Consider the following 15,284-nt stretch of genomic DNA (forward strand, 5'->3'; position numbering starts at 1 on the left):
ATTATTTTTTTATGAAACTGACTACTACTATTCACTACTTTTTTCGATGTAGTCTTCTTGTTTTCAGTCTGATTTGCTTTACAATTTCCAGCGTATCAGCAGAAGTACATCCAAAAAACGATCTCGATAATGAGTTCGCCCAAATCAGCGGAACTGTCCTGGATGAAGATGGTGAAGCTCTCATAGGTGCTAGTGTTCGTGCAAAAGGGACCACAGCGGGAGCACTCACAGATGAGCAAGGGAGATTTAGCTTTGATGTTCCAGATGGGGTTACTACCCTTATCATTTCTTACATCGGTTATAAAACCCTGGAAGTAAATATTGAAGGCAAAACAAGTGTTACCATTGATATGGTTGCTACGGCAAGCACACTGGAACAAGTAGTTGTTACCGGATATACTACGCAAAAGAAAGCTAACCTGACGGGTGCTGTTACAGCGGTAAATGCAGATGCTATCGAGAACCGCCCGATTACAAGTGCGGCTGTGGCTATGCAAGGTGCCGCACCCGGCGTATTTATCAACCAAAATTCGGGACAGCCGGGACGTGATAATGTCCTGATTCGGATTCGAGGAGTCGGTACCCTGAATAATGCTAACCCTTTGATTCTGGTGGATGGGATTGAAGCCCCAATTAGTAATCTAAATCCAGATGATATAGAAAGCATCACGATCCTGAAAGATGCTGCATCGGCAGCTATTTATGGATCACGTGCTGCAAATGGGGTTGTACTGGTTACCACCAAAAATGGAAATGGCCGGGAAGGAGTTTCCTTTAATTACAATGGATATATTGGTACTACAGAAGGAATTCGTTTACCAGAACTCATCACGGATGCAGCTGCATTTGCGGAGTTGCACAATGAGGCCCAGACCAATTTCGGCGAAGCGCCGAAATATACCGATCAGGACATTGCCAATTTCCGGGCAAATGGTCCGAATTCGAATATTATGGACGAATTATTTTCTTCAGCCCCTATCCAACAACATAACTTTAGTGTGGCAGGAAGTTCGTCCAATACAGATTTCAGATTTTCATTTGGCTACCTGGATCAGCAAGGGATTATGGAGAAAACAGGATTTGATCGATACACCAGTCGATTTAATCTTAATACCCGGGTAAATGAGCAGGTCACCATAGGTGTAAACCTGGCCTTAACCCGTGGGGATCGAATAGGACATCAGGAAAATCCAGGCAATCTGATTGCCAATATGTTGAGATCATTGCCGGTCGATAGAATACGAAATGATAATGGAGATTTGCTTCGACCAGTTTTTGGTGTCGGAAATGCGTGGTTCAACGTTATTGAAAACGAATTCAATCGTAAAGAAAATGACGTCCTGGGTTCTACATTTATTGAATACGAAATTATCCCTGGCCTGAGAGTAAAAGGTACTGCAGCCATAAATTATCGCCATAACTTTGACCGCACCTTAAGATTCACCTCTCCTTCTGCGGATCCTCTTACTAATGTTGTCACGGTGGGACCCAATGAAAGTAGGTCGGCTTCTCGTGCTACCTGGAATGGGGTCAATATAACTACCTGGCTTCAGGCTACTTACGAAAAGACTTTTGGTAAAAATTACTTCAAAATTCTGGGAGGATTTAATCAGGAAACCAGTCAGTCTGAATCTTTCTGGGCAGGACGAACCACCTTTATCTCAAATAATGTTCTTACACTGAATGCAGGAGATCCATCTACTGCTACCAATAGTGAAAGTGCAACTCAATGGGCGCTTCAGTCCTATTTTGGAAGGGTAAACTATGTCCTTGACGATAGATATCTCTTTGAGGCCAATTTGCGCTATGATGGTTCTTCAAGATTCCTGAATGAAAAATGGGGGCTCTTCCCCTCATTCTCCGCAGGCTGGATTATTTCCAAAGAAACTTTCTTCAATTCTTCTGCTATTGATTTCCTGAAAATCAGGGCATCCTGGGGACAATTGGGGAACCAGAATATTGGAAACTTTAGCTATGCAAGGACTTTGAGTTTATCAGAAAACTACAACTTCGGAGGAAGTATTGTCCAGGGAGTCGCCCAGACTTCATTAGGTAATCCTGATCTGGTATGGGAAACTACCACTTCCTCTAATATTGGGATAAATGCAGAATTGTTTAATTCTCGAATTCAGCTTGAAGCGGATTATTTCATTAGAACTACTGAGGATATTCTCTTTAATGTACCTGTACCTACCATTTCCGGATTTGGTTCGCAAATTCTTAACTCTGCCGAGGTAGAAAATAAAGGGTGGGAAATTAGCCTCTTCTACAGAGATAATTTTGGAGACTTCCGCTTTGGAATAGGAGGAAATGTAACCCATGTAAAAAATGAAGTATTGAAGTTGAATAAACTACTGGGAGAAGAAGAAGTTGATCGTAGAATTTCTGGTGCCAATGCAGGTCAAACGGTGCTACAGCCAGGATCGCCAATCGGCGCATATTTTGGCTATAGATCTCTGGGGATTTTCCGCAACCAGTCTGAATTTGAATCAGCCGCAGACCATACAGGTATAAATGCTTTGTATGGACCGGGTGATGTACGATTGGAAGACCTGAATGGAGATGGAGTTATTGATGCAGAAGATCGACAGGTCATTGGGAACCAGGATCCAAGATGGATCTATGGACTGAACCTTGACTTTGGTTGGAAAGGATTTGACCTGGCTGTTTTGGTACAGGGAGCAGCTTCCTATCAGACTTATGGAAGTAATGAACTCTTCTGGCCATTTAATAACCTCCATACAACAGATACACGCTGGTTGGATCGATGGACACCTGATAATACAGACGCTACTTTCCCAAGGGTATTTCTGGGAGGAGATGGTTGGCCATCTACCTCAGCTTCCAATAGTTTCTGGTTATTGGATCGCTCTCACCTCAGAATCAAAAATGTCCAGTTTAGCTATACCTTACCTCAGAGTTTAATGGACAATAGTTTTCTGCAAAGTGTTCAGATCTACGTCAACGCTCAAAACCTGGCGACATTTACCAGTTTCCCCTTTTTCGATCCTGAAAGACCAAGAGGGGTAAACCGTGCCTGGGATAGTTTCCCAAACCTTAGGATCATTTCCGGGGGAATAAATGCAAGTTTTTAACCTAAGGTGAATTGTTTCAAATGATCAATTCAAGCCCTTGTTTAACTCAAATTATTTGGAAAAAATAAGCTAAGATAAAATGAAAGATTTTTTAAGAATCATATGTGTATCGGTCCTCATGTTCGCAACAAGTTGTGAAGACACCCTGGACCTCACGCCCATTGATACAGGATCTGTAGATGGATTTTTCACAAGTACTACAGATGTCATAGCCGGAGTAAATGGAGTTTATAACTCCTTTACAGGTTCCTGGTGGGGAGGAGCTTTCATTCATGTTCAACCTCATTTTGAAGCTGTAACTGAAAACGCTGTTATCTGTTGCGCCTGGGAATACCAGTATAAAGCCATTGCCCAAGGTACATTTAGCCCCAATACGGGTGGAGTGGTTACCTGGAAATGGGATTATGGGTATCGCGCAATCTTTAGAATCAATTCCATATTAGAAGTTATTGAATCCGGAGTGATAGAGGATTTGGATTCCTCTTCTGACACTTACAAACAAATTGTAGGAGAACTCCGATTTTTGAGAGCCTATGTCTATCATGAGTTGACCTTCTTATATGGGGATGTTCCTTTAGTATTAAAGACGCTTACACCCGCGGAGGCTCGTGTAATTACGCGAACAGCCAGATCTCAGGTAGAGGATGCGATGTATGCAGATATGGATTATGCGATAGCCAATTTGCAAGAAACTCCTTTCCAGGGTGAATTTGGCAGACCTACCAAGCAGGCAGCTTTATCTTTGAAAGGTAGAGCCCAATTGTTCAGAAATGATTTCGCAAATGCTGCTTCTACCCTGGCTCAGGTAATTGCTATGGAAGGTGGAGCGGTGGATTTGGATCCAAATTATGAAAGCTTGTTTAGAGGATCCAACGAACAAAGTCCTGAAATCATCTTCTCACTTCAATACGTTGATTCTGAAGTAGGTGCTGGCGAAGGAAATTTCCTGGGAGCACATTATGGTCCTAATCAATTGGCAGGAACCACTGCTTCACAAGGACAGGGCTGGGGAGCTTTTCAGTTTACTCAGCATTTGATCGACGATTATTATATGACAGATGGATTACCCTTTGATCAATCTCCACTTTATGATCCAGATAATCCTTTTGCCAATAGAGATTCCCGTTTTAGTGGTACATTTTTCTTTCCCGGAGAAACCTATCGAGGAACTGTTTTGATCGAAAACAACTTTAACTCCAATGGCGCAGTAAAGGACATCCCGATTGCGTCCAGAAAATGGAAAAATGAAACCTCTAACAACAGCTTTAGCAGCAATGGTGGAGAAGACTTTATTCTAATTAGGTATGCAGATATCCTCTTGATGTGGGCAGAAGCGACCAATGAAATTTCCGGACCTACAGCCGCTGTATATGAAGCTGTTAATAAAGTTCGTGCACGTGTAGGCATGCCAAACTTTGATGTAGGTAGTCATACGATGGAAAGCATGCGAGATGAGATCAAGCATGAACGAAAAGTTGAGTTTTTCATGGAAGGAACCCGCTATTACGACCTGCTTAGATGGAGAGATGCTGAAACCGTTCTCCTTATGCCTAACATTAATGAAGCGAGAACCTTTGACCCAGGCAAGCATTACCTTTGGCCTATCCCTCAATTTGCGATAGATCAAAGTCCTAGTATTACGCAAAACCCTGGATACTAAATGGATAAATAATAATTAGATCAATAGATTGAGAGGCCCTGGCTGACAAGGCCTCTCATTTTTTAGACTTTTATTATGACGGAATATCTACGCCCTATATTCATCGCTATTCTGGTTCCGCTTTGCTTTCTCCCTGGAAAAATGTTTGCTCAGCTTACATTTACAGATGCCACGGAAGAAGCTGGAATAAATCATAGTTTTCAGGTTTTTCAAGGAATATTTGGAGGCGGTGCAGCTGTTATTGATTTCAATCAGGATGGTTGGGAGGATGTCTTCCTGAGTGGTGGAGCTGGCCCCAATCAGCTTCTCCAGAATATGGGAGATGGGAGCTTCCAAAATGTAAGTACTCAGGCTGGATTAAATAGCCTGGATGGTTATGTAACCCAGGGAGCAGCAGTGGCTGATGTAAATCGTGATGGATGGCCTGATCTATATGTTACTACCATTACCTTCGTTTTCGGAAACACATTCGGTGAGGCACCCAATATCCTCCTGATTAATAATAAAGATGGAACCTTTTCTGATCAGTCTTTGAGTTTTGGTCTGGTTGAAGGAAGTTTTTCAACCGGAGCATCTTTTGGAGATGTAAATCGTGATGGCTATCCAGATCTATATGTATGCAACTACTTTAGCAATTTTGAAGGAAGCCTCGATGAATTCGAAGGCCCATTGGTAAATGGCAACACTTCCCCTGCGGCTGATCTTTTGTACATCAATGTGGATGGTGAACGATTCGTTGAATCCTCCCAACTTTATGGCATTGAGAGAGCCGGCCTCACTTTTCAAGCCTTATGGACGGACTTCGACAATGATAACGACCTTGATATTCTGGTAGCCAATGATTTTGGTGACAGGGAAACCCCCAACCTGGTGTACAGAAATGAATTTCCCCGTGCTGCTTTTACCGAAATAGGAGAAGCCATGGATTTTGATTACGGAATCAATGGAATGGGATTGGCAGCTGCTGATGTGAATATGGATGGATGGTTGGACTATTTGGTTACCAATATTCAGATTTCTCCCTTCTTTATTAATGAAGGTCCCGATAAACCCTTTCGTGAGAAATCCTACAATCGGGGCATAGGCTTTAGTACGATCGGCACCAATGATGGGACGAGGGTCGTTCCCGTAAGCTGGGGAGCCAATTTCTTTGACATCGACCATGACATGGATTCAGATCTCTACATTTCAAATGGATGCCTGAATCCTTCCCTCCTACCCAATCCCAATCTCTTTTTGGAAAACCGGGGTGGACTCTATCGTGAATTTGGATTCGAAACCCAAACCAATGACCACTCGATTGGTAGAGGCTCTGTGGTCTTTGATTATGATAAGGATGGGGACATGGATTTACTGGTTATTAATCAAACCCCCTATCAGGAAGAAAATCCCGAAGATTTCTTTCGCCCCAGTCGCTTGTACAAAAATGAAAATAACAGCAACTATCATTGGCTAAAAATAAAACTGGAGGGCATAAAATCTGAAACAAGCGGCATCGGTAGTCGAATTGAAGCCCATCTGGGAGGAGGAGAAATCCTCCTACGGGAAATCTATGGAGGTTCCAGTCATGAATCTCAAAACAGCACAATTGTCCATTTGGGTCTGGGTCCTTACGATAAAGTCGATTCTTTGGTAATTAAATGGAGTGCTTCGGGTAAACAAGTCTTGCAGAATATACAGGCAGATCGCCTCATCGAGATTGCAGAGGATAGTGAGGAGTTAAGTTTTCAAACACCCGGATTCGAAATCTATCCAGTCCCTTTCACTGATCAGTTATGGATTGATGTTCCCAGCAAAGATATCGGGAAGACCCTTTTGCTCAGGCTTTTTGATATACAGGGCCAGGAAATTTATCGAAGGTTAATCCCCAGTACCAAAGCTCTGGGCAATCAGGTTGATATCAGACACCATTTAGCCGCTGGAATATATGTCGTAAAACTGGAAGGCGAAGGTTTCAATTATAAAACAAAACTCCTGAGAACAAATTAATTTTAGTTCATCTTATCATAGGTAATTTATGCTCGAAATTGGATAATTTCCATCCAGCTAAATTCATGTCTCTGGTTTATTTTAAATCTGATTCGGTTTACAGCTATTAATCTACTGCACACTACAGCTTTGCATCAATGAATATAAGTAGCATAGAAACCTTTGTTTTGTCAGATAAGCTAGGGAAGAGTTTCTCATTTTCTCAATGGGAATACAGTGAAAGAAGAATCTGCATCGTAAAGATTACCACTGATGAAGGCCTGGTAGGTTGGGGAGAAGGCTATGGGCCTGCAGATGTGCTGGCAGCTGGCATAAAACTTTTATGCCCATTGCTCATGGGAAAAGATCCCCTGGAGCAGGAAACCCTATGGTTTGAAATGTATCGGAAAACCCTGGATTTTGCCAGAAGAGGGGTTCTGGTAGCCTCAATTAGTGCCCTCGATATTGCATTGTGGGACTTGAAAGGCAAAGCTTTGAACTTACCTGTTTGCAAACTCCTGGGAGGGCAATTTCGGGATAAAATTATGCCTTATGCGACAGGACTCTACTTTACAGAAAGTCCGAACCTGCCAGCAGAATTGGCCGATGAAGCTCGAAGCTATGTAAAGGAAGGATTTAAGGCCATAAAAATGAAGGTCGGTTTGTCGGTAAAAGCAGACCTCAGACATGTGCAAATGGTGAGAGAAGCCATAGGTAATGAGATTATGCTCATGGTGGATTCCAATCATGCCTATTCTCTAAGAGAAGCTGCTGAGCTCGCCCGCCTTATTGAACCCTACAATATTGGATGGTTTGAAGAACCCGTTTCTCCTGAATTCTATCATCACTATAAAGAACTAAGGAGTAAAACTAGCATACCCATTGCCGGGGGAGAATGTGAATACCTCCGTTATGGATTTCAAAAACTTTTGCAGAACGATTCTGTAGATATTTTACAGGTAGATATATGCGGAGCAGGAGGACTGACAGAGGCTAAGAGAATTGCAGCGCTTGCCAGCACCTATGGAGTTGAAATTATCCCCCATACCTGGGGTTCGGGCATAGCCTTTCATACGGCTTTACATTTTATTGCCAATCTGGAACCGATTCCAGGTCGCCTGATCAATCCCGATTTTTTTATTGAGTATGATCGTACCGAAAATGGCATTCGAGAGCAACTAACTCACCCAGCTATCCAAATGGAAGGAGGCATGATTTCCGTTCCCCAAAAGCCCGGTCTGGGCATTGAAGTTGATGAGGATATCATTCGATTTTATTCAGATGAAATGCTAATCAATTGAGGGATGATGGCTATTCAAACATACTTTGCGATCAAGGATTTGGGGGAAAGAAAAATCTTATTTCTTGTTCTGCTTTTTTCCCTGCTTTTCTCACAAATCCTGTCGAAAACTCCCGCTTCCGACAAGCCCAATGTTTTGATGATCATGATAGATGATCTCAATGATTGTATTGAAGGAATGAGTGGGCACCGACAAAGTATCAGTCCTCATATTAAGAAACTGGCTGATTCAGGCGTCTTCTTTAAACAAGCCTATACCAATGCTCCGATGTGCGGTCCTTCTCGTGCCAGCTTGTTCACCGGAATTTATCCTCATCATTCCAGAAACTTCTTCCAGGCTCCCTGGTTCAAAAATGAAGTGCTCAATAATAGTCGAACCATCATGGAGCAATTTAAGGATGCAGGCTATGGGGTTTACGGAACGGGGAAAATTATGCACCACAATCAAGAGCATCTTTGGACTGAGTTTGAAAATCCGGCCGATTATGGACCATCTCCCTTCAATGGAAAGGAAAGAGTCCCCCACCCCGATGTTCCAGCTCCCTTTTTTGACATCGGATGGGTAGATGGTTCCCTTGGTCCTTTTGTAAATCTGGAAGGGAGAAAGGATCAGGCAGGGAAAGCACTTCTATGGACCACCGGAAATGGAAACAACATTCCCTACAAAGAAATGAGATACCGAAATGATGAGGATCGAGACCCTACACCTGATGAGGTAAATGCCAATTGGGCAGCGAATATGATTCGAAATTTCTCTAAAAATAAGTCCGATCAAGCTTTTTTTCTTGCAGTAGGCTTTTTAAGACCTCACACTCCCTTGCTTGCTCCTCAAAAATATTTTGACCGTTTCCCACTCGATGAAATTGAATTGGCTACTATAAAAGAAGGAGATTCAGATGACACCCATTTGAATGTCGCATATAAAGGAGATGTATTCACCTTAAGATTTGGGAGGGAAATGCATGAAGCAATAAGCAAGGCTTATGGAGGTAGAGAAATGGGATTAAAAAAGTGGACGCAGGCCTATTTGGCTTGTGTGGCTGCAGTAGATGACAATGTAGGGACGGTAATGGATGCGCTCAACAATTCTCCTCTTAAAGAAAACACCATCGTCATATTGGCAAGTGATCATGGCTTTCATATGGGAGAAAAAGCCTATCTCTATAAAAACTCTCTCTGGGAAGAAAGTACACGCATCCCTCTGATAATGCGAGTCCCAAATATGACAAAAGCAGGAAGCAGGATTGAGCAAAGTATTTCCCTTATCGATGTATATCCTACCCTAATTGAACTCTGCAATTTGCCAAATGAAACAAAAAAGAATTCGAAAGGGCATGCTCTGGACGGAAGGAGTTTGCTTCCCTTGTTAAAAAATCCTAAGACCACATCCTGGAAGAATAAGCCTGCCTTGACTGTAGTTTATGCCGGACCTGAGTATCTGAATGATCCTGCAAAACAGCACTATGCTTTGAGGTCCAATCGCTATAGATACATCCTTTATAATAATGGACAGGAAGAACTCTACGATCACAAAAAAGACCCTTTTGAATGGGCCAACATAGCCCACAAAAAGAAAAAAAGACGCAAGCTATTTCGACAAGAAATTCAAGCCTACTTTAAAGAAAATAAATTGGGCGCTCTTGAGAACCTGCAGCTCCCATAAATACAGGAAAAAATGATGGACTACCGTACTAGCATATTCTTAGCCCTTATCATCTGTCTTATGACATGCTCCCTGTTTTCTCAGGAAGAAAGAAGTCTCTCCCTGGACGGAGCTTGGGAAATCATTTTTGATGAACATAATGAAGGGCGAGAAGCTGACTGGATGAAGGACAAAATATTTTCCAATCATGCTTCTAAGGAATTCATTCAGCTTCCAATCGCCTGGGAAACCATTAAGCAAGACTATGAAGGAGTCGCTTTTTATCGCAAGGAATTTGAAGTGCCAGCAGACTGGGAAAACAAACTTATTCGTCTGCACTTTGGCGCGGTAAACTACCTCTCCGAAGTATGGATCAATGATGAAGTAGTTGGCTACCATGAAGGAGGATTTAGTCCTTTTGAATTTCGGGTAGATGAAATGATTAAGGTGGGTGAAAAGAATGTCGTAACCCTACGAGTTGTCGGGCCTCTGTTTTTATCCGATAAAGAAATCGACGGGATGAAAGCTCTTGAAACTCCTCAATGGAGAGGAGGTATCTCCGGAGGGATTTGGCAATCTGTACAGCTTTTGGCCAGCGAGCAATTGTATATAGATGACGTATATATCCAACCCAATATCCAGAACAATACGGCCAGCATTCAAGTACTGCTTGATTATACAGGAATTCAGAATAAAAATATAGAGCTGCAACTCAACATTTATGAGGTTAATGAAAGCAGTGAAGTAGGACTTCACAAGGAAATTTGGGAGCTTCATTCAGGTAAAAATCAGCACAGCTGGACCCTGCCTATTCCCAAGTCCCATTATTGGTCTCCGGATGATCCTTTCTTATATCGCTTGGAAGTCACTACCCATATTGATGGGGAAATGGCAGATAGTTGGTCCGGAAGATTCGGCATGCGAGCCTTGACTATCAAAGACAAAGATTTCTATCTGAATGGAAAGAAAATTTACCTCAAAGCCTCTTTTTTCGAAGGACTCTATCCCAATGGAATTGCACATCCCGACTCCAAAGAGATGATCCGGAAGGAAATTCAAATGGCCAAGGATGCAGGTTTTAATTTGATTCGACCCTGGAGGAGGCCACCGGTTCCACTTTGGTTGGATTTGGCGGATGAAATGGGAGTTCTGGTTGTAGGCAGTCCCGCACTTGAATGCATGCAACTCCCCTTCTCTACTCCCTATTTGCCTATGCGAGTAGAAAATGAAGTCAGACAAGCCATTCTCCGCGACCGAAACCGAGCCTGTATTATTCAATGGGAATTATTCAACGAACTCCATCGACCTGTACTAAAGCAAATGATGCGGCCTATGGCCATGCTTGCCCGTGAACTAGACCCTAGTCGTCTTATCCTCGATGAGTCAGGTGGTTGGGCATTTGGAGCAAATATGTATCTCCCCTATGAATACGAAGCCACAAAATTCAATGATATCCACAATTATCCGGGACCATTTATCAATAAGGACCGCTATGATGGATATTTATCGATTGGTATGACTGAAGAAGAAAAGAAAAGGGCAGGATATACGGCCCGGACACCAGGTAGAAATGTCCTTCCCGGACTCATGTCTTATGTTTCTGAATTAGGCTACGGGAGTTTGCCGGATTTGACGGTCAATAATGAAAAATTTGCACAAGTGGGCAATCCGCTTACTCCCGCTTTTCGCTATCACAAACGACTTCATGAAGGTCAAGTAAGAATACTGGAGGAAAGTAATTTCAAATACCTCTATCCGGATATGCAGAAATTCTACCTGGAACAACAGCTCATTCACGGAACGGCTAATAAGCGAATGATAGAAGCAGTCCGAGCAAACCCTGAAGTGGATGGATATTGTATCCATGCATTGGTGGCAGGAGATTGGATCATGGGAGCGGGCTTGATGGATTTATGGCGAAATCCTAAATCCTATGCCTATGAAGGAACCAAAGCAGCAAATCAGCCCCGGATACTGAGTATCAGAAGTATTCCACGAAACATTTATGCTGAAAAAGGAAGTAAAATCGAAATAATCGGAATCAATGAGAAAAATGAGATAGCAACTGATTTATGTATAGAAGTGCTTTCAGAGAAAGGGAAAAAGGTGTATTCCCAAAAGCTTGAAAAAAACTGGGAGGAAGGAGTCTCTACTTTATTTAATCATAGCCTAAACAGCTCCAGAATGAAAGGGAGCTATCAAATAAAAGCTAAAATTCTCGATTCGGATGGGAATCTACTGGCAGAAAATTCAACTCCTATAGACGTATTTCGATCCAAAGACCTCCAAAGCAAAAATAAAGAAGTCCTCATTCACGATGAACAGGGTAATCTGAGTCGTTTTCTAGAGCAGAGAAATATTACCCTTTCCGAACTTAACAGCTCTAGCTCCATTTCTCTGCCTCTTCTTGTAAGTGGAAATCCGGCAAACTTTGAGGATGCCCTACTGGAGCAGATTTTACAACACAGCAAAAAAGGTGGGAAAACGGTTTTTATCGAAGGCTTTGCAAATGCATTTCAGGAAGAGAATTCAAAATTTCCCTTCCAGGCCAGGGTTCATCCATCTGTTGGGCTTTGGACCTGTATTCCTCACCTGATTCGAGAACATCCCATTTTCAAGGGTTTGCCTTCAAATGAAATGATGAAAGACATTTACGAGAACGTTTGGGCAAATAGAACCCTGCGTAACCTTAAAGCTGAAGATGGAAAGTTGAATGTGCTAGTAGGTTCTATGGGATTTGATTGGTTCTCACGTGAACATAAAATGCACTATTCTGGTCCGGGAGAAGAATGGTGGGGTTCAGATGTTGCAGAGCTAAGTTATGGCAAAGGGAGTATCATATTCTCCCAACTGAGACTGGTAGAGCATCTGGGAAAAGATCCTGTGGCTGATAAGATTTTACTCAATCTACTCAACTACCTGACTCCTTAAGGAAAATCTGTTTCATTCTTTATACTCAACATTCTCAGGTATGTCCATCAAATCCCAAAGGCTATTTCTCCTGCTTTTTTTATTGGCTATTCTTCCAGCTAAGATCCTCTTTTCCCAAACTGCAAAAGGTATTTGGACGAAGATGCTCCCTCTTGAAGAGCAAAATCCTGTTTGGAAAGCTCATTGGATATGGGTAGATGAAAGCAAGGGATATGATGTCATCCTTGCAAGAAAGACTTTTGAATTGGAGCAAGAAGAAAAGAAGGCCCGCTTGTATATTTCTGCAAGTTCAATTTATCGCCTATATGTAAACGGAAAATATGTAGCCCGGGGGCCTGCCCGTTCCGCCCCACACCACCAGTATGTAGATGCCTGGGAGATCGCCGAGTTTCTTCAGAAAGGCAAAAACACCCTGGCCGTAAGGGTACATAGTCAACAAAACAAACATTCCTATCATGACGAAGGAAGGGCCGGTTTATTTGTTCAATTGGAAATGGCTGCAAAAACCCTGATTTCAGATAAAAGTTGGAGAGTCTCTGCGGATCTTTCCTGGGATTCCAAGACACCCAAAATTAGCCGTTTTCAACAGATAGTTACGGATCGGGTAGATTTCAGGGAATATGCACATGGGTGGCATATGTCTGACTTTGACGATGGAAAATGGGAATATGCGACTCCTTTGATGCGAAATGTGGGTTGGCCCAGTCCTCCCAAAGATGCAGATCCCATTCCCCTCACTCCTCCCTGGACTTCTCTTTTATTGCGAGACCTTCCTTATTTAAGGGAGAAGAAGCAAATAGCCATAGTTCCCATTCAGGCTTCATATGTCAGCAGAGAAGAAATTGATCAAGGAGTAAATCTGGATCGGAGTCTGGACAAAAGAATTAAGAAACAATGGGAATCCTATGCCAGGCAGCAATCTTCACTGGAAATTTCGACTCCGCACGAAAAGGGATCATTCTTTATCCTTTTTGATCTGGGAAGTTTAAAAAATGGTAGCCCTCAGTTGGAGATTGAGGGGGAAGCAGGTACAGAAATAAGCATATTATGTGCACCCTTTTTGGTAGATGAGGTTTTTTCTCATAAGGTGGTTTTCTCTGATTTTGAAGACAAGATCATTTTATCAGGCAAAAGGGATAGCTGGGAAGCTACTTATTTTAAACCGGCTCGGTATATGGGAATTTTGATTCCAGCTTCTTCAGCCCCTGTCAATATCCATTATGCTGGTATTCGATATATAGAATATCCCTTCGAACGTAAGGGCCACATCCGTTCCCCTCAGGCTCCCTGGATTCAGGCCTATATGGATGCTACCGATCGTACCATCAAAGCCTGTACGACTGATGGATATACCGACAATTATCGAGAAAGACGTCAGTATGCGCAAACAGGCTACTATGGGGCTATGGGAAATTACTGGCTCTTTGGGGATCATGAACTTCAAAGAAGGTATTTGGTTCAGGTTGCTCAGGAACAGGATGCAAACGGAATCATGCCTGCTTATGCACCTCTGGCCGCGGATGATTTTATGATTATCCTGGATTCCAACTGTCTTTGGATTCGTAGCCTGAGAAACTACCTGCTCTACTCCGGTGATTATGAGACAGCCAGACACTTGCTTCCTGCTGCCCATAAACTTATGGATCTCTTACACAGCTATACCAATGAGCTTGGGATGATCAACAATCCCCCTTACCCTTATTGGTTGGATCACGCACAAATTGATCGGAGAGGGGCCAATTTCACCCTCAATGGGCATTACTTAGGAGCATTGGAAGATTTTGTGGAAGTGCTGAACTGGATTGGCGTAAGGGATCTTCAAACCTATGAAGATAGAGCCCAAAAACTGAGGACTTCTCTTTCTACTGAACTATGGGATCATGAGCAGGCTTTGTTTTCAGATGCATATATCGATGGTGGCATTTCCAAACGATTTTCAGAACATACACAGGCCATGGCGCTTAGCCTGAACCTGGGTTCACAAAATCAAAGAGAGCAAGTAATTGCAAAAATTTTGGAAGAGGACAAGCTCAATTATGTAAATCGTGAATCGGGTATGACCATGGTTACACCGGCCATGTCCTATTTCCTCCATAAAGGTCTCTGTGAAAATGGATACATAGATGAATCATTCGACTTGTTTCGTCGACGGTTTGATAAAATGCTTGCTCCTGAGGGGAACCAAAGTCTTTGGGAAGAATGGTGGCTGGATGCTACAGGAAGGAGTGGTGAAAAAAGGAAAACTTCCCGAAGCGATGCCCAAACAGAAAGTGCCTTTCCCCCTGCCCTATTTGCTGAATACCTTTTAGGACTGAATCCAACAGAACCGGGCATGAAGGAAATACTCATTCATTTACCTAAAACTTCCCTGGAAAATATTGAAGCTGAAATCCCTTCGCCTGAGGGTACATTAAAACTCTCATGGCAGTTAGGGCAAGAAGAAGGCAAGCTGATGCTGGAAATACCGGGAGAGATGCAAATCAAACTGGAGCCTGAAAGTTTTGGGGAAGAAGTTTTAAGGAAAATGAGGATAAATGGGAAAGCACTTAAAGGCGGGAATTTCCCTCTTCTTTCGGCCGGAAACTATGAGATTTCATTTTAGCCAAATGAATAGGTAAGAGTAAGTTGAAAAGATGCTATAGGCTCATATGCCTTCGGTAAATTATTTCAAGGAGGATTTATACTTCT

General features: G+C 42.6%; 7 protein-coding genes. All 7 read left to right on the forward strand.

Annotation, left to right across the window (positions count from 1 at the left end):
• Window positions 1-11: 11 nt before the first annotated feature.
• Entirely contained in the window at window positions 12-3,095 is a 3,084-nt protein-coding gene (locus R8P61_36030) for a TonB-dependent receptor (GenBank protein ID MDW3652543.1), read from the forward strand.
• Between the two features lie 79 nt (window positions 3,096-3,174).
• The gene (locus R8P61_36035) at window positions 3,175-4,755 is read left to right on the forward strand and encodes a RagB/SusD family nutrient uptake outer membrane protein (GenBank protein ID MDW3652544.1); all 1,581 of its coding nucleotides are present in this window, start codon (window positions 3,175-3,177) and stop codon (window positions 4,753-4,755) included.
• A 75-nt stretch (window positions 4,756-4,830) separates the two neighbouring features.
• Window positions 4,831-6,744 carry an FG-GAP-like repeat-containing protein gene (locus R8P61_36040; GenBank protein ID MDW3652545.1) on the forward strand — a complete coding sequence of 638 codons (1,914 nt, stop codon included), beginning with the start codon at window positions 4,831-4,833 and terminating at the stop codon, window positions 6,742-6,744.
• 137 nt (window positions 6,745-6,881) lie between these two features.
• A complete protein-coding gene (locus R8P61_36045; GenBank protein ID MDW3652546.1) occupies window positions 6,882-8,024 on the forward strand; it encodes a mandelate racemase/muconate lactonizing enzyme family protein in 1,143 nt (380 codons plus the stop codon).
• A gap of 3 nt (window positions 8,025-8,027) precedes the next feature.
• Window positions 8,028-9,686, forward strand: coding sequence for a sulfatase (locus R8P61_36050; GenBank protein ID MDW3652547.1), 1,659 nt, complete (start codon window positions 8,028-8,030; stop codon window positions 9,684-9,686).
• 60 nt (window positions 9,687-9,746) lie between these two features.
• Window positions 9,747-12,596 carry a glycoside hydrolase family 2 TIM barrel-domain containing protein gene (locus tag R8P61_36055; protein ID MDW3652548.1) on the forward strand — a complete coding sequence of 950 codons (2,850 nt, stop codon included), beginning with the start codon at window positions 9,747-9,749 and terminating at the stop codon, window positions 12,594-12,596.
• A gap of 40 nt (window positions 12,597-12,636) precedes the next feature.
• A complete protein-coding gene (locus R8P61_36060) occupies window positions 12,637-15,198 on the forward strand; it encodes an alpha-L-rhamnosidase N-terminal domain-containing protein (protein MDW3652549.1) in 2,562 nt (853 codons plus the stop codon).
• The last annotated feature ends 86 nt before the right edge of the window (window positions 15,199-15,284 follow it).

The sequence above is a fragment of the Bacteroidia bacterium genome, assembly GCA_033391075.1.
Classification (GTDB): Bacteria; Bacteroidota; Bacteroidia; order J057; family J057; genus JAWPMV01.

Coding starts and splice junctions, on each gene's coding strand:
- R8P61_36055 (MDW3652548.1), top strand. CDS start 9,747: ATGACATGCTCCCTGTTTTCTCAGGAAGAAAGAAGTCTCTCCCTGGAC.
- R8P61_36045 (MDW3652546.1), top strand. CDS start 6,882: ATGAATATAAGTAGCATAGAAACCTTTGTTTTGTCAGATAAGCTAGGG.
- R8P61_36040 (MDW3652545.1), top strand. CDS start 4,831: ATGACGGAATATCTACGCCCTATATTCATCGCTATTCTGGTTCCGCTT.
- R8P61_36050 (MDW3652547.1), top strand. CDS start 8,028: ATGATGGCTATTCAAACATACTTTGCGATCAAGGATTTGGGGGAAAGA.
- R8P61_36060 (MDW3652549.1), top strand. CDS start 12,637: ATGTCCATCAAATCCCAAAGGCTATTTCTCCTGCTTTTTTTATTGGCT.
- R8P61_36035 (MDW3652544.1), top strand. CDS start 3,175: ATGAAAGATTTTTTAAGAATCATATGTGTATCGGTCCTCATGTTCGCA.
- R8P61_36030 (MDW3652543.1), top strand. CDS start 12: ATGAAACTGACTACTACTATTCACTACTTTTTTCGATGTAGTCTTCTT.